The following is a 19,081-nucleotide window of genomic DNA, read 5'->3' on the forward strand; positions in this document are numbered from 1 at the left end:
CGTACTTGCGCATCATTAATTTTATCGATGTCGAAAATATTTAATTACCACCCTCGTCAATCAACGCCGTGCCACCTCGACAGGCAGACACCCGGTGTTACTTCCCGGTTGCAGGTAGGGCATCAGAATCGGCGCCATGCCCTTGAGCACCTGCACCGGCAGCGCTGACGTGAACGTGAACGTTTCGGCCGAGCGACCCGGCACGAAAGCGGTGAGGGTGCCGAAATGGTTGTCGCCGATGTAGAACACGAAGGTCGCCGTGCGATTGAGGGATTTGGAGCTCAACACCCGCCCGCCGGAACCAATGGCCGCAATGCGGTTGTCACCCGTCCCGGTCTTGCCGCCCATGGCCAGGGGGTTGCCATTGGGTAATGTGAAACTGCCGGACACACGTTTTGCGGTACCGGCATCCACCACTTGCGACAAGGCTTCGCGCATGGCCGTGGCGACTTCGGATGGCATCACCCGTTTGCCCACGACCGGGTCGTTGATCAACTTGGTTTCATACGGGGTGTTGGCCGCGAAATGCAGCGTGTCGATGCGCAGTGTCGGCATGCGCACGCCATCGTTGAGGATGGTCCCGATCAACTCGCCCAGCGCCGCCGGACGGTCGCCAGAGCTACCGATGGCGGTGGCCAGTGACGGCACCAGGTGATCGAAGGGATAGCCGACTTTCTGCCAGCGCTGGTGAATGTCCAGGAAGGCTTCGATCTCGAGCATGGTGCGGATGCGGCTGTCGCGGGCGCCCTTGTGCTTGCTTTTGAACAGCCAGCTATAGACTTCCTGCCGTTCGAACTGACTGGCCTTGACGATCTGGCCCCACTTGGCGTCGGGGTTGTTCAGCAGGTAGCCCATCAACCACATGTCCAGCGGGTGGACCTTGGCGATGAAGCCCTGGTCCGGCAGGTCGTAGGCGCCGGGGCCATAGCTTTCGTAGAGCCGTTGCAGGCGTTCGTCGGTGAGTTTTTCAGTGAGCTTGGCACCTTTGAGATGCGTGCGAACGAAGGTGTTGAAGCTTTCCTGACTGGCTTGCGGCAGCATATAACGATGGACCGCCGCCAGACGGATCGGTGTCGGGCGCATGCTGTCGAGGAAGGTGTCGAGCCGTGCCTGGGTGTCCTTGTTTTTGTATTTCTTCCAGAATTTCAGCAGGAACGAGGTGCCTTCGCGGTCGGCGAAATCGGCCAGGTATTCCTGACGGCGAGGGTCGCGGTCGTCCTTGAGCAGTTCTGCGCTGTTGTTGGGGCCCGAATACGTGGCGTAGCGCACCAGGTCGCGCATTAACCGAATGAACGGCAGGTTGATGGATTCACGCAGCGCATCGCGCAGGGTAGGGATGCGGCCGTTGTCTTCCTTGCGAAAGTTATGGAACACGTGCAACCCGCCACCGGTGAAAAACGCTTCGCCGGGGCTGGCCGAGTATTTGCGATCCAGCGCGGCACCCAGCATGGCCGGCAGATTGCGATCTTGATTCTCGATCAGGTAATCGACGGCCCAACGACTCAGTCGGTCCTGATCGGGGACATCGACTTTTTTCAGCTCTGGAATGGTCATCCCGGCATATTTGTCGTGCAGTTCGGAGATGATTTGCAGGTAGGTGGTGAGCACGCGCATTTTTGCAGTGGAGCCCAGTTCCAGCTTGCTGCCTTCGTTGATGTCGAACGGCTGGTCGGTGCTGTCGGTCTGGATGCGTACGCGCGCGCCGTCCGGCGTCAGTTCAAACAGGGTGAAGCTGTAGCGCACCTGGGTGGTGCTGGTGGGGGTGAGCAGGCGTTCGCCCATCAAGCCGATCTGCGCCGCAAATACCGGGTCGGCCAGGTGCTTGAGGTACTCGGTGGCCTGGGATTGCAGCTGGCCTTGCAAGGTACTGGTGGCGGACAGATCAAGGCGATCGAGGTCGTACAGTGGACGATTGAGCAAGCCGCCCAAGCGACTGCGTGCCACGCTGATGCCTTTGTTGGTTTCAATGGGCTGAATGGTCGGCTGGGTTTGCCAGTCGCGATAAGTGACCTTGCTGGCCAATGCCGCAGCGGCAAACGGCCCATCGATCACGCCATTTTGTGCCAGCAGGCGGATGTGGCTGTCAGTGAGATCGACCAGTTCATCACGGCCCTTGGTCAGGTAGTGGGAAGGCCGGCGCTGGGCAATCATCAACGAGAGCATTTCACGCAGGGCCAGGCCTTTGGCGGCCATCGTTTTTGGATCGGTGGCTGGGCTGGCCAGGGTTTCGTTGGCCTTGTCGAAGTCGGCGCCGTACCAGACGCGCAACCCTTCGGCCATGCCATGCACTTCACCGTGACCGGGCACGGCGGACAGCGGCACGCTGTTGAGGTAGTCGCGGACCACATTTTTCCGGGCATCGAGGGTTTCCGGGCCGGCCTGATAGGCGCGCACGGTGGCGGAAATCATCTGTCGGATCTTTTCCGCGCCCGATACCGTCAGGCCATCGGGCGAATGCCGATACTTTTCAAGCTGTGTCGCCAGGGTACTGCCACCCGCCGACTGGCCCGGCAGGTGAATCAACTTCGCCACCTGCGACCACGCCGCCATGCCGAAGCGCGGCCAGTCCACGGCGGGGTTGGCCAAGGGTTGCTTGGGGTCGAGCAGGAAACGGTTCTCGATGAACAACAGGCTGTTGATCACCACCGGCGGGATCGATTCAAAGCTTGAATAAAGCTGCTGCGGATACTTGAACTGGTACAGCGGCAACGCGCGGCAATCGGTGATCGACAGCCCGGCCTGGATTTTTTCCGAATAGGGCACGAACAGGCCCTTGTCGCTGTAGTCCATCAACTTTTTGGAAAAACGGGTCTGCGCCGAGATCACGTAGTCGCGCTTGAGCAACCGGGGCAGGAACTCATTCAGAGAGCTATAGCCCAGACGCAAATCAAAAGGCCCGGCGCCAGGGTAACGAATCGCATCGCTAGGGCCTGGTTCCAGGGTGTAACTCAGGGACGCAGCGAATTTGCTGACTTCCCGCGCCTGAAATTTCGACGTGCGCATTTCCTTGGCAGCGGCCAGGCCCACGACGATCAGAATGATCAGCAACAACAACCAAAACGCCTTCCAGCCGTGTTTGACACGACTGGTACGGGGTTTTTCAGGTAAAGGCGCTTCATCCACTCGTTCAGTCGGGACCACAGTTTTACTCGTATCGGTTTGCCACAAAGCGCCCATAGCCGATTGATCCATTCACGCAGATTGATCTGACTTGTCTGAAGCTTAGACGGTGGTTGGCAAAGGTGAAAAAATTGTGGACAAGGTTATCGCCTATTTTTTTGTATCCACACAAATCCCTGTAGCAGCTGCCGAAGGCTGCGTCCGGCTGCGCAGCAGTCGCCAATCCTGCAACTTCAATTTGTCTGGAAAGCCGCGGTGTCTGATTTACGACTGCTACGCAGTCGAACGCAGCCTTCGGCAGCTGCTACCAGGGGGCGGTGGTGTTATGGCTGAAGAGTCTTGATCTAGAGCTGTTCAGCAGTAAGTAAGGTTTAGGCAAGTGCATGACGATGCACCAATGCTGTGCAATACTCGCCGCCGTTTCAGGGGCGAGTGTAATCGCCTTTAGCCAGTTAATACCTCTCCATAAATCGCTATTTTGCCGAGACTTATGGCTGCATATTGTGATTTATAGAGTGAAAAAACCTGAGCGATGCTTTTTATACTGCACGTCCCGCTGATCCTGGAGGTTTTGTCCTACAGGACGGTCCTGCTCACGAAGTAGACCGGTTTCAGGCAAGCAATGGCTTATCGGTCAGCGCTTCGACACTCGGTGGCTAAATCCAATAACAAGACGAGGATGTCCCCTATGCCTGTCGGCAATCACCTGCCCAACGGCGAGACCGCTCAAGGCGGCCCGCTTAAACGCGAACTCGGCGAACGGCATATTCGCTTGATGGCACTCGGTGCCTGTATCGGCGTCGGCCTGTTCCTGGGGTCGGCCAAGGCCATCGAAATGGCCGGTCCCGCCATCATGCTGTCCTACATCATTGGCGGTCTGGCGATCCTGGTGATCATGCGTGCCCTGGGCGAAATGGCCGTGCACAACCCGGTCGCCGGCTCGTTCAGCCGTTATGCCCAAGACTATCTCGGCCCCTTGGCGGGCTTCCTTACCGGCTGGAACTATTGGTTCTTGTGGCTGGTGACCTGCGTCGCGGAAATCACGGCGGTGGCGGTGTACATGGGGGTCTGGTTCCCCGATGTGCCGCGCTGGATCTGGGCGCTGTCGGCGTTGATCAGCATGGGCACCATCAACCTCATCGCGGTCAAGGCCTTCGGTGAGTTCGAGTTCTGGTTCGCCCTGATCAAGATCGTCACCATCATTGCCATGGTGGTCGGTGGTATCGGCATCATCGCTTTCGGGTTCGGCAACGATGGCGTGGCGCTGGGGATTTCCAATCTCTGGGCCCACGGCGGTTTCATGCCCAATGGCGTGCAAGGCGTATTGATGTCGCTGCAAATGGTCATGTTCGCCTACCTGGGCGTCGAGATGATCGGCCTGACCGCCGGTGAAGCCAAGAACCCGCGCAAGACCATCCCGGATGCCATTGGCTCGGTGTTCTGGCGGATTCTGCTGTTCTACGTCGGCGCGCTGTTCGTGATCCTGTCGATCTACCCATGGAACGAAATCGGCACCCAGGGCAGCCCGTTTGTGATGACGTTCGAGCGCCTGGGCATCAAGACCGCCGCCGGTATCATCAATTTCGTGGTGATCACTGCTGCGCTGTCGTCCTGTAACGGCGGCATTTTCAGCACCGGGCGCATGCTCTACAGCCTGGCGCAGAATGGCCAGGCCCCGGCCGGTTTCGCCAAGACGTCGAGCAACGGCGTACCTCGCCGCGCCTTGCTGCTGTCAATGGGCGCGTTGCTGTTGGGCGTGTTGCTCAACTACCTGGCGCCGGAGAAGGTCTTCGTCTGGGTCACCGCGATTGCCACCTTCGGCGCGATCTGGACCTGGGTGATGATCCTGTTGGCTCAGCTCAAGTTCCGCAAAGGCCTGAGCGCCAGCGAGTGTGCCGGCCTCACGTACAAGATGTGGCTGTACCCGGTCAGTTCGTACCTGGCGCTGGCGTTCCTGGTGTTGGTGGTCGGCCTGATGGCCTACTTCCCGGACACCCGCGTGGCACTGTATGTCGGCCCTGCGTTCCTGGTGCTGCTGACGGTGTTGTTCTATGTGTTCAAGCTGCAACCGACCCAGGCAACGCAAGGTGCGGTGCGTTCGGCGTCGTAAGGCGTAACGCTTGAAATGCAAAAGCCCCGGTCGATTGACCGGGGCTTTTTCGTTTCAGGCTGCCGCGACGTGCAGTGAGCGGTTCAGGTGCTTATTGAATTCCAACCAGACCCCCAACAACCCCATCAACCCCGCCCCGACCAGCGCGGTGAAGATTTGCATGGCAAACGCGTCGTCGGTCATGGCGTTGACCATGTCCGCCAGCGGCGCCAGCAACACGCCGAGGCAGAACACTTCCAGCGAATAGCGCCCCATGCGACAGCATTGCTGTGCCAGCCAGTTTTGTGTCCAGCCCGTGTCTGGCAGCAGTTTCGCCGTGACATAGGCCAGTGCCAGAAAGTGCAGTAATCGCACCGGCGACAGGTCGGTCTTACTGATCGGGTACAGCCAGTTGCTCAACAGGGTTGGCATCACCGCGTCGTGGATATGCGGCCAGCGCCAGGAAACGGTAATCACCCCGGCAAACACTACGTAAATGGCTGCACAGACAAATAACGGCTGGCGCGACAGCGCACGCGTCTCGGGCAGTCGTGGCCTTTGCCCGTGAATCGCCGCCGCACCACCGAGCACAAACAGCAGTTGCCAGGTGACCGGGTTGAAATACCATACGCCGTCCTTGATCGCGGCCAGGTTCCAGCCGAATGACGGCGCCAACAGGTAAACAGTCAACGACACCGCCACCACTGCCCACGCCTTGCGTACCAGCAACGGCAGCACCAGGGGCAACCCGGCCAGTAGCACGATGTACAGCGGCAACGGGTCCATCAGGTTCGGTTTGAAGCGCAACAGCAACTCATCGGTCAACGCTTGTTGAGGGTTGGTGATGAAGTGGTGCAGGCCCATTTCCTCGACCAGATCGCGGGTTTCCACATGGCTGTTGGCGAAGAACACGATGCCCATCAGCATCGCCAGCAGGAAAATATGCACCACATACAACACCCAGGCGCGGCGCAGGATTTTCACACAGGCAATCAGGTAACCGTCACGCGCAAGGATCTTGCCGTAGGCCAGCACCGCTGCGTAGCCTGCCAGAAATACAAAGATTTCCGCGGCATCGCTGAAGCCTACGTTGCGCAAGGTGATTTGACCCAAGGGGTTGTGGGGCACGTGATCCCAGAAAATGAAGATCAGTGCCAGGCCACGGAAAAAGTCGATTCGGTGATCGCGTTCAGTCGTCATGGCTGCGGGCTCTTGAACGGGTGTTGAAGGGGGCGGGCGGCGCCACTAGGTCGTGCGCCGCACATCGGCGGCGCGCAGGGTGCAGGCATTCGTCGGCAATTGCAAAGTGTGGGTATTACGAGATGTCTCAACCGCCTGTCTAAAAGCCCGGCAGCGGTGCGATCTCTGGTTATCGTCGGGTTCAAAGCTTTAGTGGTTGTAGGCGGAATTCCCTTGAGGCGCCGACATGAGCATCTGCGATTGGCTCGACAAAGAACGTGGAGGCCGTCAGGTCTGGTTGCTGTTTGTTCTTGCGACGCTGCTGTATGTCCTGCCGTTTATCCTCGCGGATTTCCCCTACATCGACGACAACTGGCGTGGCCTGGCCGCCGGCATGGGCTGGTCGCAGGAGGGCCGTCTCTTCGCACAATGGTTCTACAACCTGCTGAGCTTCAGCGATGCCGCACCCAATATCTTCCCGTTGCCGCTTTTGATCGCCACCCTGGCCATGAGTGCGGCCCTGACCCGTCTGACGTTCCATTACTTTCCCGTACCGACGGTTGCTCATTGCCTGGTCGTTCTGCCGCTTTGGTACAACCCGTTTCTCCTGCAAAACCTGTCGTACCAATACGACGGTCCGACCATGGCGCTGAGTGTGGTGGCGGTGATCTACGCGATCACGTTTCAAAGCCCCTCGCGCGTCCAGCGATTGACCGTTCCGGCCGTGCTGATAGCATTGGCCATCGGCCTTTATCAGGCCAGCATCAATGTGTTTCTCGGGCTCTGTTGCCTGGAGCTGCTGCGCGGGGCAACCGAGCGATTATCGTGGCCGGCGTGGTGCCGATTGCTCGGCTGGAAAGTCGCGCAGGTGCTGTTGGCCGGATTGATCTACGGCGCCACGGCTTTTGCTTACATGAGTCAAAACCGCACCGCGATATTGAAGGGGGCGGCGGCACCGCTGCTGCAAGTTGAAATCAATGCGGGCCGGGTGCTGGAAAAAATCGTGCTGTTGTTTCATGGCGGCTTTACCTGGGTGTTCGCCGCGCTGTTGCTGTGCGCCATCGCCGGAGGTGTGTGCGTGGGGCAGGGTGTGCTGGCGCGGCAGGACACGGGGCTGCACAAGGCGCTGATAGGGTTGACGTGTCTGATGATGCTGCCGGTCCTGATGTTACTGGTGCCCGGTGCTTCATTGTTTTTTCGAGACTTCAATGAAGGCGCCCGAACGTTGATGGGTTTTGGCGTCGTGCTGGTGGTGCTGTTCTACCTGAGTCATCGGGCGCTTGCGTCGTGGCATGGAAAACTGCCACTGCTGTTGCTCATCCCGCTGCTGGCGATGCTCTCGCTGTCCTTCGCCTACGGGCGCGTGCTGACCCTGCAAAAAACCTTCGCGACCAACGCGTTGTATGCCCTGAGTGCCGACATTGCCTCGCGCCCCGCATTGCGCGATGCCAAGCGCATTTACCTGTCGGTGAGTTATTCGGATCACTGGTTGGTGGCCGCTGCCGGGTCGTTCAAACAGATGCCGGTTTTGCACTATTTGCTTAACACCGACTTTTACATGCTCGCGGAAAACCTGCCGAAAACCGGCATCACCAACGTGGTCAGGGAAAAGGAGCGGCGCAATGCGACACGAGTCGGTTACCAGGGGTATCCGCCGCTGGTGGACAGCCAGTTCTATCGCATTTATCTGCTGGGGGATTACGGCTTTATCGTCATGAAAGAGCCGGTGCCCGTGAAAACGCTTCAGTGGTGAATGAAGCCATTGGGCATGACCGTTAATCAGGAATACCGCGGTACCTGCTATTTCTGACAGTAGACGCACACCTGCCCTGACATTAGGTTGAAGCACTTCTGAAACCGAGAGCGGACCACGGAATGGACATGAAATCTTTATGGAAAGAATTCTCCACCTATGCGGTAGTTGGCGTGGCCAATACGCTGATTCATTGGCAGCTGTTTTACATCCTCACCACCGCCGCCGAATGGAGTCAGGCCGCCAGCAACGTTACGGCGTTCTGTGTCGCGGCAACGTTCTCCTTTTATGTGCACGCGCTGTACACATTTGAAGCCGGAGCGTCGGTACGTCGTTATCTGTCGTATGTCTGCTGCATGGGCGTAGCGAGTTTTGTGGTCGGGCACTATGCCGATGTCTGGAAACTCCACGGCTTGGTAACCGTCGCATCGTTCTCGCTGTTGAGTCTGTTCTGCGGGTTTTTCTTTTCGCGATTTATCTTGTTCCGCGAGCGCGAAGCATGATGGTTTCGCGCTGCTCTGGGGAGGTCGCAGCGCTGTATGTGGTGGTGGCGATCGCGTTATTCGCGAGACTTCACGCCATCACCACGCCGGCCGTCTGGTGTGAAATCTTCGACCGGCGCCTCCTGTGGCTGTTTTCAACCGATGTTTATGCCGCAACTTCCTCATTCGGCTCAAAACTGTCCGCCCGCGCCATCTGCCACATCCGCGAGTAAAACTCGCCATTCACTTCACCGGTGAGTAACTCGCCAGGCTTCAAGAACACATGCAACTGCGAGAACAATTTGATCTCGGTCGCCGACATGCGCCGCACCAAGTGTTTGGCTGACAGTTGTGAAGGGTGATCGAGGCCCGCCGCCGCGAGCATTTCAGCCAGGGCCTTGAGCGTGTTGCGGTGGAAGTTGAACACGCGCTGGGCTTTGTCCGGAACGACGAGGGCGCGTTGACGCAAGGTGTCCTGGGTGGCGACGCCGGTCGGGCATTTGTTGGTGTGGCAGCTTTGCGACTGGATGCAGCCGATGGCGAACATGAAGCCGCGTGCCGAGTTGGCCCAGTCGGCGCCAATGGCCAGTACGCTGGCGATGTCGAAGGCGCTGACGATCTTGCCGCTGGCCCCCAGTTTGATTTTGTCCCGCAGGTTCAGGCCCACCAGCGTGTTGTGCACGAACAGCAGGCCTTCGCGCATCGGCACGCCGATGTGGTCGGTGAACTCCACCGGCGCAGCACCGGTGCCACCTTCCTTGCCGTCGACGACGATAAAGTCCGGGAGGATGCCGGTTTCCAGCATGGCCTTGGCGATGCCCATGAATTCCCACGGGTGGCCGAGGCAGAACTTGAAACCCACCGGTTTGCCGCCGGACAGTTCACGCAGTTGCTGGATGAAATGCATCAGTTCGATCGGATTGGAAAACGCGCTGTGCCGCGATGGCGAGATGCAGTCTTCGCCCATCAGGATGCCGCGGGTTTCGGCGATTTCCTGGGTGACTTTGTGCTTGGGCAGAATCCCGCCGTGGCCGGGCTTGGCGCCCTGGCTCATCTTGATTTCGATCATGCGCACTTGCGGCGTTTGTGCCTGGGCGGCGAAGCGTTCCGGGTCGAAACGACCGTCGGCGGTGCGGCAGCCGAAGTAGCCGCTGCCGAGCTCCCAGGTCAGGTCGCCGCCGTTTTCGCGGTGGTACGCGCTGATGCTGCCTTCGCCCGTGTCATGGGCGAAGTTACCGAGTTTGGCGCCCTGGTTCAGCGCGCGAATCGCGTTGGCGCTGAGTGAGCCAAAGCTCATGGCCGAGATGTTGAACACCGAGGCCGAGTACGGCTGGGTGCACTGCGGGCCGCCGACCATCACCCGAAAACTGCCAGGATCACTCAACGGCGCCGGGCGCATCGAGTGGCCGATGAATTCGAAGCCCGATTGGTACACATCAATCAGCGTGCCGAAGGGTTTGTCGGCGCTTTCATTTTTTGCCCGCGAATAGACCAGCGAACGCTGGGCACGGGAGAAGGGCAGGGCGTCGCTGTCGGATTCGAGCAGGTACTGGCGGATTTCCGGGCGAATGCCTTCCACCAGATAACGAATGTTGCCCAGGATCGGGTAGTTGCGGCGTACCGCGTGAGGGCTTTGCAGCAGATCGAACAGGCCGATCAGGCTGAGCACGCCGGTGACGGCGGTGATCGGCCAGAGCCAGTCGTATTGCAAGAAGGGCAGGCTGGCGAGGGTGAAGATCACGCAAGCGGCAAAGAAGGCGTAGCGGCTCAGGAGTGACAGGCTCATACGGTTTCCTTGGGTTCGGACTCGGTTGTGGCCACAGAGATCCCTGTAGGAGCCGAGCTTGCTCGCGATGACGTCATGTCAGACAACGGAGTTTTTGACCGGACGACCGCCATCGCGAGCTAGCTTTGCTCCTACAGGGTTGCGGTGTGTCAGGCGTTTTGGGCCTGGAGAAAAATCGAAAACAGCTCGGACTGGGACTTGATTCCCAGCTTGCTGTACATGTGTTTCTTATGGACTTTCACGGTTTCGACGGAGATTTCCAGCTTACGGGCGATTTCTTTGCTGGAGCAACCGCTGAGCATCAAACGCCCGACGTCGAGCTCGCGCGCGGTCAGTTGCGCGCCTTTGAGCTGCTGCACCGACGCTTCCAGTTGCACGCGCCAGTCAGGTTGCGGTGGCGACGGCGCAAGGGCCACGACCTCGTTGATTTCGTAGGGCAGGCGCTGACGCAACAGGCCCAGCACCCACGGCTGGATCAGCGACAGCAAGGCGATCTGCTGGCCGCTGAAGCGCTGCTTGCTGCCCAGTGACAGGCACAACGTGCGGTCGCCTTCGAGCTGGCAATTGAACTGGATTTCATCGGCGACCACATTCAGACGAAAGTAGCGCTGGTAATACTCGGTCAGCTCAAAGTGCTCCGGCGCCACTTCCGACAAGCGATAGAGACCGGTGCGCGATTGCTCGCGGCAAGCGATGTAGAACGGGTCGAGCAGGTACAAACCGCGCAGGTAATCCTGAAACAACTGGTCAGGGCTGCCGTCCTCGCCGGGGCATTCGGCGAACACTTGCGGGTGCTGGTCGGCGCTGAAAAGCAGGGCCACCCAGCTGTCGAAGGTCACGTACTGATCCAGCAACCGCACCAGCTGCGTCCAGAAATTAGGCTTGTCCAGCGCGTCGATCAGTTGCCCGACCGAGCGATGCCACGCGATGTCGTCTAACGAAAGTGTCATGCCTCTACCCCTATCGGGTTACCCCAGCGGCGTGATTCCCCGGCCGGTGGCTTGCTGCGCATACTGGCGCACAGTCACCGACCGGGCAATCTTTCTGCCGCCCGGCGTACTCCAGAACAAGGAATACCCATGAAAGTCGAACTCGCCCAGTTGGCGGGCCGTGACAACGGCACAGCGTACAACCTCGAACGCGCCTTGGCGGCGATTGCAGCCTGCGCCGCCGACACACAACTGATTGTCTTCCCGGAAACCCACCTGATGGGCTTCCCGACCGCCGACACCGTGGCCCGCACCGCTGAACCGCTGAACGGCCCGACCGTCAACGCCGTGCTGACCGCTGCCCGCGAACGCAACATCGCCGTGGTGATCGGCATGGCCGAGAACGACAACGGCCGGTTCTACAACACCACACTGCTGATTACCCCCGAAGGCATCGCGTTGAAATACCGCAAGACGCATTTGTGGGCCTCGGATCGCGGTGTGTTCGAACCGGGCGACCGTTACGCCACGTGCGAGTGGAGCGGTGTGCGAGTTGGCCTGCTGATCTGCTACGACATCGAATTCCCGGAAACCGCCCGCGCCCTCGCGCAACTGGGCGCCGAACTGCTGATCGTCACCAACGGCAACATGGACCCCTACGGCTCGACGCACCGCACCGCGATCATGGCCCGCGCCCAGGAAAACCAGGCGTTTGCGCTGATGGTCAACCGGGTGGAAGCGGGCGATGACGGGTTGATGTTCGCGGGCAGCAGTGCGCTGGTGGATCCGCTGGGCACGCTGTTGTTCGAGGCCGGACGGGATGAAGGCCAGTTTACGGTTGAGCTGGATTTCAACCGCTTGGACGCGGCACGCAAGGACTATCGGTACCTGGACGATCAGCGGTTGAAGCTGCCGGGGGAGATGGTTGAGCACGCTGGTGGGTTGCGCGAGTTGCTGATTCCTCGGAGCTGATCCGGTTTCTGCGTCGTCCGGGCTGACGCCTTCGCGGGCAAGCCCGCTCCCACAGTTAATCGGTGATGGACACCAAACTTATGTACACCCGAAGCCCTGTGGGAGCGGGCTTGCCCGCGATGAGGCCCTGACAGGCAACACAGTTCTGTCGGCGTGAAACCTAGAACAACAACGTAACCCGAAATTTAGCGCCGAACTCGGCTCTGCCATAAATCTAATAAATTCGGAGTAGTCGCTCATGGCTCGTTTGCAACGCACCCTGTCATTGGGGTCGGTGGTGCTGTTTGGCATTGCCTACATGACGCCGATCATTGTGCTCGGCACCTTTGGCATCCTCGCTCAATCCACCGCCGGCATGGTGCCGGCCGCGTACCTGGCGGCATTGGTGGCGATGTTCTTCACCGCCATGAGCTACGGCCGAATGGCCTCGGCGTTCCCTGTCGCGGGCTCGGCTTATAGCTACGTACGCAAAGCCATCAGCCCCAAGCTCGGTTTCATCGCCGGTTGGGCGGTGTTGCTCGATTACCTGTTCCTGCCAATGGCGATCTGGCTGATCGGCGCCGCCTACCTCAACTCGGCCTTCCCCGCAGTGCCGCAATGGCTGTGGGTGTTGGCGTTCATCGGCATCACCAGCGCGATCAACATCGTCGGCCTGAAACTGGCCAACGGCGTCAACGCCTTGCTGATGCTGGTGCAGGCGCTGGTACTGATCGCCTTTGTTGCGCTGTGCATCCATTACGTGGGGGGCGACGCGAGCACACCGTTGTGGTCGATCAAACCGTTCTTCAACGGCGACATGCAAATGCCGCTGATCATGAGCGGCGCAGCCATCGCCTGTTACTCGTTCCTGGGCTTCGACGCGGTCAGTACCCTGACCGAAGAAACCCGCGACCCGCGCCGCACCATCCCTCGGGCAATCATGCTGATTACCCTGGTCGGCGGGCTGATCTTCGTCAGCGTCTCGTACTTCGTGCAGATCGCGCATCCTTCGTTCCAGTTCGACAACGTTGACTCGGCCGCCTACGAGATTGCCCGCAACATCGGCGGCGACCTGTTTGTGTCGATCTTCCTGATCGGCCTGATCGTCGGCCAGTTCGCCTCGGGCCTTTCGGCACAGGCCAGTGGCTCGCGTCTGTTGTTCGCCATGGGCCGTGACGGTGTGCTGCCAAAATCGTTCTTTGGCACCTTGCACGAACGATTCGGCACCCCGGTCAACAGCATCCTGTTGTGCGCGGTCGTCGCGTTGCTGGCGCTGAAACTGGACGTCACCACCTCGACCTCGTTCATCAACTTCGGCGCGTTCCTCGCCTTCAGCCTGGTCAACCTGTCGGTGATTTTTCACTACTGGATCGGCGGCGAGAAAAAAGGCCCGCGTGAGCTGGTGCTGTTCCTGGTGTTCCCGTTCATCGGTCTGGTGGCGGACTTGTGGCTGATGGTCAGCCTCGACCACCTGGCGATTTACCTGGGCCTGAGCTGGCTGGCGATTGGCGTGGTGTACCTGGCGGTGCTGACCGGCGGTTTCCGTCGCCAGCCACCGGAGATGGATTTCCAGGAAGCTACATAAGCAATCGGCTTGCAGTACAGAACCCTGTGGGAGCGAGCTCGCTCCCACAAAGGTTCGGCAGTGAGTTGCAGATATTTTTCCCCGTGACGATGCACAGACACTTATGTGAACCTTGCGGCTTTTTCCCAAGGCCAATTCCGATCCATGACCCGTCCATCCGCTGATACGCCACGCATCATCCGCATCGCCGCCGCCCTGTTGATCGGCCCCGACGGCCGCACATTGCTGGTGCGCAAGCGCGGCACCCAGGCCTTTATGCAACCGGGCGGCAAGATCGAAGCCCATGAGCAGCCGGTTCACGCCTTGGCCCGCGAGCTGGAAGAAGAGCTGGGGTTAGTCATCGATCCGTCGCACGCCAGCTACCTCGGGAAATTCTCGGCACCGGCCGCCAACGAGCCGGGTTTTGTCGTAGAGGCCGAACTTTTTCGGCTGGCCATCGAGGAGGACGTCACCCCCGCCGCCGAAATCGAAGAAGTGATCTGGATTGACCCGACCACCGACGGTGATATCACGCTGGCGCCATTGACACGCGACCTGATCCTGCCGTTTTATCGAGCTTCGCTGACCGAACCTGCCTGATCAATTACGGACGAAGGACTGCCCATGATCCCGCTTCAAGATTTGCTGATTTTCGCCGCCGCCGCATTGCTGATGGTGCTGACACCGGGGCCGAACATGATCTACCTGATTTCCCGTTCAATCTGCCAGGGGCGCAAGGCGGGCGTGACGTCATTGTTGGGCGTGGTCGCGGGGTTCTTTGTCCACTTGTTCGCCGCCGCGGCCGGTTTGACCGCGGTGTTCCTGGCCGTGCCGATGGCCTACGAAGTCTTGAAATGGGCCGGGGCGTTGTACCTGGTGTGGCTGGCCTGGCAGGCGGTCAAACCCGGCGCGCGTTCACCGTTCGAGGCGCAGCAGTTGCCGCCGGACTCGTCACGCAAACTGGTCACCATGGGTTTTCTCACCAGCGCGTTGAACCCCAAGATTGCGGTGTTTTACCTGTCGGTGTTTCCACAGTTCATCAACCCTGAACACGGCTCGGTGTTCAGCCAAAGCCTTATCCTTGGCCTGACGCAGATCAGTGTCAGCTTCTGCGTCAATCTACTGATCGCGTTGTTCGCGGCCGGCATCGCCTCGTGGTTCGTCAACAACCCGACCTGGCTGGCGGTGCAGCGTTATTTCATGAGTTTTGTGTTGGCGACGCTGGCGGTGCGGCTGATGCTTGAGCAACGCAGGACGGTTTGAACATGTGGATTGAGCGGCTGGACGCCAGTCATGCCCTGGCCTATCGGGAACTGATGCTCGAAGCCTACGACCGGCATCCGCAGGCGTTCACCTCCAGCGTGCGCGAGCGCGCCGCGATGCCGCTGAGTGGGTGGGAAGGGCGCCTGACCAGCAAACTGGATGTGGTGCTCGGGGCGTTTGTAGAAGGGCGGCTGGCGGGCATCGTCGGGCTGGCGTTCGAGGCGCGGGAAAAGGCCCGGCACAAGGCGACGCTGTTTGGCATGTACGTCTCGGGCACCCTCCGCCAGCGCGGGGTGGGGCAGCAACTGGTGCAGGCAGCGTTGGCCGAGGCGGGCAAGCATCAGGGCTTGAGGCTGATCAAACTGACCGTCACCGCCGGCAACGACACCGCGTTCAACTTGTACAGCCGTTGCGGCTTCATCCAGTTCGGCCTCGAACCCATGGCCGTGCGCGTGGGTGAGGATTACTTCGACAAGATCCATATGTGGCGTGAACTCTAAACCCCACCGACAGATCTTGTAGGAGCCGGGCTTGCCCGCGATGGCGGTGTGTCAGTCGCCGCAGACATTGACTGGAAAATCGCCATCGCGGGCAAGCCCGGCTCCTACCAGGGTATGTGTGTTCCTAGCGAACGGCGCTGACGCCATCCAGCGTCGAGAACGACGTGTCCTTGGCCGTCAGCAAGAAATCACGCATGTACGGCGCATCCAGCATGTCCGCGCGGATCCCTGCGTACAGCGTCGCAAACAAGCCTTTCTCGCCCAGCCGCTTGGCCTTCACGTAACCCCGTGAGCTGTATTCGTGCAGCGCCCAGTGCGGCATGCCGCACACGCCGCGTCCGCTGGCCACCAGTTGCATCATCATCACCGTCAATTCCGAGGTGCGCACTTGCGCCGGTTCGATGTCGGCCGGTTCGAGGAAACGCGTGAAGATGTCCAGTCGATCACGCTCCACCGGGTAGGTGATCAGGGTTTCGGTCAGCAGATCTTCCGGAACGATGTAGGCCTTGCTCGCCAACCGATGCTGGTTGGCCACCGCGAGCATGGCTTCATAGGTGAACAGCGGCACATAGGTAATACCGGCGATGTCCAGTGGGTCGGACGTCACCACCAGGTCCAGATCACCGCGAGCCAGTGCCGGCAGCGGAGCAAAGGAAAACCCCGAGGCCAGGTCCAGCTCGACTTCCGGCCACGCATCGCGGAACTGGTCGATGGTCGGCATCAGCCACTGGAAGCAACTGTGGCACTCGATCGCCATGTGTAAACGGCCTGCCGTGCCACCGGCCAATCGTGCGATATCGCGTTCGGCACCGCGCAGCAACGGCAGGGTGGCGTCGGCCAGTTGCAGCAGGCGCAAACCGGCGCTGGTGAAGCGCACCGGTTTGGTCTTGCGCACGAACAACTGCATGCCCATGCGCTCTTCCAGTTCCTTGAACTGGTGGGACAGGGCCGACTGCGTCAGGTGCAGGCGGTCGGCGGCATCGACCAGGCTGTCGGCTTCGCGCAAGGCGTGCAGGGTCTTCAGGTGACGGATTTCAAGCACCGGATGGCTCCATGAGGAAAACTTGTGATCAACACGAAAAGGTTGAGTTTGTCTCATGTTGGGTTGGCTGTCGACAATAGCGCCATCTTTTACAGGGAGAAATACATCATGGCTCTGGCCCACACACTTGGTTTCCCACGCATCGGCGCGGACCGTGAACTGAAAAAAGCCCTCGAATCCTACTGGAAGGGCGACATTGATCAGGCTGCCCTGGACCGCGTTGGCCGCCAATTGCGTGCCATGCACTGGCAATTGCAGAAAGGCGCCGGGATCGACCTGCTGCCCGTGGGCGATTTCGCCTGGTACGACCAGGTGCTGACCCATTCGCTGACCTTCGGTGTGATCCCCGAGCGTTTCGACAGCACCAAGGATGCCGCCGGCCTGCCGACCCTCGACACCTTGTTCGCTATGGCCCGTGGCGCCACGGCCAGTTGCTGCGGCGGCGAACACAGCACCGCGCAATACGCCCAGGAACTGACCAAATGGTTCGATACCAACTACCACTACCTAGTCCCGGAATTCAGCGCTGACCAACAATTCCAGTTGAGCTGGGAACAACTGTTCGACGAAGTCGATGAGGCCAAAGCCCTCGGTCACACCGTCAAACCGGTAATCATCGGCCCGCTGACTTACCTGTGGCTGGGCAAGGCCAAAGGCAACGATTTCGACAAGCTCGACCTGCTGGAACGCCTGCTGCCGGTGTACAACAAAATCCTCGGTCGCTTCGCCGCGCAAGGGGTTGAATGGGTGCAGATCGACGAGCCGATCCTGACCCTCGACCTGCCGCAAGCCTGGAAAAATGCGTTCGAACGCGCTTACCACATCCTTCAATACTCGCCGCTGAAGAAACTGGTTGCGACCTACTTCAGCGGCCTGGAAGACAACCTCGGCCTGGCCGTCGGCCTGCCGGTGCAAGGTCTGCACATCGACGCCGTGCGTGCCCCGGATCAACTGGGCCAGGTGCTGGATCGCCTGCCGACCTACAAGATTCTGTCGGTCGGTCTGGTCAACGGTCGCAATGTCTGGCGCTGCGAACTGGAGCAGGCGCTGGCTCAGCTGCAACCGGCGCAAGAGCGTTTTGGCGACAACCTGTGGGTCAGCAGTTCGTGCTCGTTGCTGCACAGCCCGGTGGATCTGCGCCGCGAAGACACGCTCGATCCCGAACTGAAAAGCTGGTTGGCGTTTGCCGTGCAGAAGTGTGGCGAAATCGCCGTGCTGCGTGATGCCCTCAACGACCCGCAATCGCCCAGCGTGCAAGCGGCGCTGGCCCAGAGCCGCGCAATTGCGGCCAGTCGTGCCGAGTCGCCGCGTATCCACAAAGCCGCCGTACAGGCGCGTATCGCTGCCATTGGCGTTGCGGACAGCCAGCGCCATTCGCCGTTTGCCCAACGCGTCGAACAGCAACGCGCTCGCCTGAAACTACCGACATTCCCGACCACCACCATCGGCTCGTTCCCGCAGACCGGCGCGATCCGTCTGGCCCGTCAGGCGTTCAAGCAAGGCAGGCTGTCGGCCAACGATTACACCGACGCGATGCACAGCGAAATCCGCCACGCGGTGCAAGTGCAGGAGCGCCTGGGCCTGGATGTATTGGTGCACGGTGAAGCCGAACGCAACGACATGGTCGAGTACTTCGCCGAGCAACTGGACGGCTACCTGTTCACCCGCTTCGGCTGGGTTCAGAGCTACGGCTCGCGCTGCGTCAAACCGGCGATCATCTACGGCGACCTGAGCCGCCCGAACGCGATGACGGTCGACTGGATCTCCTACGCACAGAGCCTGACCGACAAGGTCATGAAAGGCATGCTCACCGGTCCCGTGACCATGTTGATGTGGTCGTTCCCCCGTGAAGACGTGTCGCGCAAAGTCCAGGCGCAGCAGTTAGCGCTGGCCCTGCGGGACGAAGTGGTGGACCTGGAAACCGCCGGCATCAAGATCGTGCAGATCGACGAAGCCGCGTTCCGTGAAGGCTTGCCCCTGCGCCGGGCGCAATGGCAGGACTACCTCGACTGGGCAGTCGAAGCGTTCCGCTTGAGTGCATCGGGTGTGCGCGATGAAACGCAGATCCACACTCACATGTGCTACAGCGAATTCAATGACGTGATCAAGGCCATCGCCGACATGGACGCCGACGTGATCACCATCGAAACCTCGCGTTCGGACATGGAACTGCTGGAGGCCTTCGAAGCCTTCGACTACCCGAACGACATCGGGCCGGGTGTGTACGATATCCACTCGCCACGGGTGCCGGACACCGCCGAGATGGTCAAGTTGATGAGCAAAGCCGTGAAGCGCATTCCAGCCGAGCGCTTGTGGGTGAACCCCGATTGCGGTCTGAAGACCCGGGCGTGGCCAGAGACTGAAGCGGCGCTGGTGAACATGGTGGCGGCGGCCCGACAGTTGCGCAGCCAGTTGGCTTGAAA

14 protein-coding genes are annotated in these 19,081 nt (G+C 60.1%); 9 read left to right on the forward strand and 5 right to left on the reverse strand.

Annotated features, from left to right (window positions below):
- Window positions 1–60: 60 nt before the first annotated feature.
- Complete coding sequence (locus BMS17_RS17720; RefSeq protein ID WP_077431329.1) at window positions 61–3,177, reverse strand: transglycosylase domain-containing protein; 3,117 nt, start codon at window positions 3,175–3,177, stop codon at window positions 61–63.
- Window positions 3,178–3,808: 631 nt separating this feature from the next.
- Here BMS17_RS17720 and BMS17_RS17725 point away from each other — a divergent pair.
- Window positions 3,809–5,230: an amino acid permease gene (locus BMS17_RS17725; protein ID WP_046026578.1), complete on the forward strand. Its 1,422-nt coding sequence runs from the start codon at window positions 3,809–3,811 to the stop codon at window positions 5,228–5,230.
- Window positions 5,231–5,284: 54 nt separating this feature from the next.
- On the opposite strand, the gene BMS17_RS17730 is transcribed toward BMS17_RS17725, so the two are convergent.
- Window positions 5,285–6,409: an OpgC family protein gene (locus BMS17_RS17730; RefSeq protein ID WP_077431330.1), complete on the reverse strand. Its 1,125-nt coding sequence runs from the start codon at window positions 6,407–6,409 to the stop codon at window positions 5,285–5,287.
- A gap of 226 nt (window positions 6,410–6,635) precedes the next feature.
- Here BMS17_RS17730 and BMS17_RS17735 point away from each other — a divergent pair, with 226 nt between their 5' ends.
- A complete protein-coding gene (locus tag BMS17_RS17735) occupies window positions 6,636–8,141 on the forward strand; it encodes a glucosyltransferase domain-containing protein (protein WP_077431331.1) in 1,506 nt (501 codons plus the stop codon).
- Window positions 8,142–8,269: 128 nt separating this feature from the next.
- Window positions 8,270–8,644, forward strand: coding sequence for a GtrA family protein (locus BMS17_RS17740; RefSeq protein ID WP_046026574.1), 375 nt, complete (start codon window positions 8,270–8,272; stop codon window positions 8,642–8,644).
- A gap of 145 nt (window positions 8,645–8,789) precedes the next feature.
- Here the strand turns inward: BMS17_RS17740 and BMS17_RS17745 are convergent, their stop codons facing one another.
- Window positions 8,790–10,409, reverse strand: coding sequence for an FMN-binding glutamate synthase family protein (locus tag BMS17_RS17745; RefSeq protein ID WP_077431332.1), 1,620 nt, complete (start codon window positions 10,407–10,409; stop codon window positions 8,790–8,792).
- A 149-nt stretch (window positions 10,410–10,558) separates the two neighbouring features.
- Window positions 10,559–11,359 carry a LuxR C-terminal-related transcriptional regulator gene (locus BMS17_RS17750; RefSeq protein ID WP_027922800.1) on the reverse strand — a complete coding sequence of 267 codons (801 nt, stop codon included), beginning with the start codon at window positions 11,357–11,359 and terminating at the stop codon, window positions 10,559–10,561.
- Window positions 11,360–11,488: 129 nt separating this feature from the next.
- Between BMS17_RS17750 and BMS17_RS17755 the strand changes: the two genes are divergently transcribed.
- From BMS17_RS17755 to BMS17_RS17775, 5 genes are all read left to right on the forward strand, one after another.
- Window positions 11,489–12,310: a carbon-nitrogen hydrolase family protein gene (locus BMS17_RS17755; protein ID WP_077431333.1), complete on the forward strand. Its 822-nt coding sequence runs from the start codon at window positions 11,489–11,491 to the stop codon at window positions 12,308–12,310.
- A gap of 238 nt (window positions 12,311–12,548) precedes the next feature.
- Window positions 12,549–13,874 carry an APC family permease gene (locus tag BMS17_RS17760; protein WP_077431334.1) on the forward strand — a complete coding sequence of 442 codons (1,326 nt, stop codon included), beginning with the start codon at window positions 12,549–12,551 and terminating at the stop codon, window positions 13,872–13,874.
- Window positions 13,875–14,018: 144 nt separating this feature from the next.
- Window positions 14,019–14,453 carry an NUDIX domain-containing protein gene (locus tag BMS17_RS17765; protein WP_077431335.1) on the forward strand — a complete coding sequence of 145 codons (435 nt, stop codon included), beginning with the start codon at window positions 14,019–14,021 and terminating at the stop codon, window positions 14,451–14,453.
- A 24-nt stretch (window positions 14,454–14,477) separates the two neighbouring features.
- Window positions 14,478–15,116, forward strand: a complete 639-nt coding sequence (locus tag BMS17_RS17770) for a LysE family translocator (protein ID WP_046026567.1) — start codon at window positions 14,478–14,480, stop codon at window positions 15,114–15,116.
- Window positions 15,117–15,118: 2 nt separating this feature from the next.
- Entirely contained in the window at window positions 15,119–15,616 is a 498-nt protein-coding gene (locus BMS17_RS17775; protein WP_046026566.1) for a GNAT family N-acetyltransferase, read from the forward strand.
- Between the two features lie 124 nt (window positions 15,617–15,740).
- On the opposite strand, the gene metR is transcribed toward BMS17_RS17775, so the two are convergent.
- Window positions 15,741–16,658: a transcriptional regulator MetR gene (metR, locus tag BMS17_RS17780; protein WP_046026564.1), complete on the reverse strand. Its 918-nt coding sequence runs from the start codon at window positions 16,656–16,658 to the stop codon at window positions 15,741–15,743.
- 108 nt (window positions 16,659–16,766) lie between these two features.
- Here metR and metE point away from each other — a divergent pair, with 108 nt between their 5' ends.
- On the forward strand, window positions 16,767–19,079 hold the full coding sequence (metE, locus tag BMS17_RS17785; RefSeq protein WP_077431336.1) for a 5-methyltetrahydropteroyltriglutamate--homocysteine S-methyltransferase: 2,313 nt from the start codon (window positions 16,767–16,769) through the stop codon (window positions 19,077–19,079).
- Window positions 19,080–19,081 lie beyond the last annotated feature (2 nt).

This window comes from Pseudomonas sp. C9 (genome assembly GCF_002000165.1).
Taxonomy (GTDB): Bacteria; Pseudomonadota; Gammaproteobacteria; order Pseudomonadales; family Pseudomonadaceae; genus Aquipseudomonas.

Excerpts from the sequence above, each read along its gene's own strand:
- BMS17_RS17770 (WP_046026567.1), top strand. The coding sequence starts at position 14,478 with ATGATCCCGCTTCAAGATTTGCTGATTTTCGCCGCCGCCGCATTGCTG.
- BMS17_RS17755 (WP_077431333.1), top strand. The coding sequence starts at position 11,489 with ATGAAAGTCGAACTCGCCCAGTTGGCGGGCCGTGACAACGGCACAGCG.
- BMS17_RS17735 (WP_077431331.1), top strand. The coding sequence starts at position 6,636 with ATGAGCATCTGCGATTGGCTCGACAAAGAACGTGGAGGCCGTCAGGTC.
- BMS17_RS17775 (WP_046026566.1), top strand. The coding sequence starts at position 15,119 with ATGTGGATTGAGCGGCTGGACGCCAGTCATGCCCTGGCCTATCGGGAA.
- BMS17_RS17745 (WP_077431332.1), bottom strand. The coding sequence starts at position 10,409 with ATGAGCCTGTCACTCCTGAGCCGCTACGCCTTCTTTGCCGCTTGCGTG.
- BMS17_RS17760 (WP_077431334.1), top strand. The coding sequence starts at position 12,549 with ATGGCTCGTTTGCAACGCACCCTGTCATTGGGGTCGGTGGTGCTGTTT.
- BMS17_RS17725 (WP_046026578.1), top strand. The coding sequence starts at position 3,809 with ATGCCTGTCGGCAATCACCTGCCCAACGGCGAGACCGCTCAAGGCGGC.
- BMS17_RS17740 (WP_046026574.1), top strand. The coding sequence starts at position 8,270 with ATGAAATCTTTATGGAAAGAATTCTCCACCTATGCGGTAGTTGGCGTG.
- BMS17_RS17765 (WP_077431335.1), top strand. The coding sequence starts at position 14,019 with ATGACCCGTCCATCCGCTGATACGCCACGCATCATCCGCATCGCCGCC.
- BMS17_RS17750 (WP_027922800.1), bottom strand. The coding sequence starts at position 11,359 with ATGACACTTTCGTTAGACGACATCGCGTGGCATCGCTCGGTCGGGCAA.
- BMS17_RS17730 (WP_077431330.1), bottom strand. The coding sequence starts at position 6,409 with ATGACGACTGAACGCGATCACCGAATCGACTTTTTCCGTGGCCTGGCA.
- BMS17_RS17720 (WP_077431329.1), bottom strand. The coding sequence starts at position 3,177 with ATGGGCGCTTTGTGGCAAACCGATACGAGTAAAACTGTGGTCCCGACT.
- metE (WP_077431336.1), top strand. The coding sequence starts at position 16,767 with ATGGCTCTGGCCCACACACTTGGTTTCCCACGCATCGGCGCGGACCGT.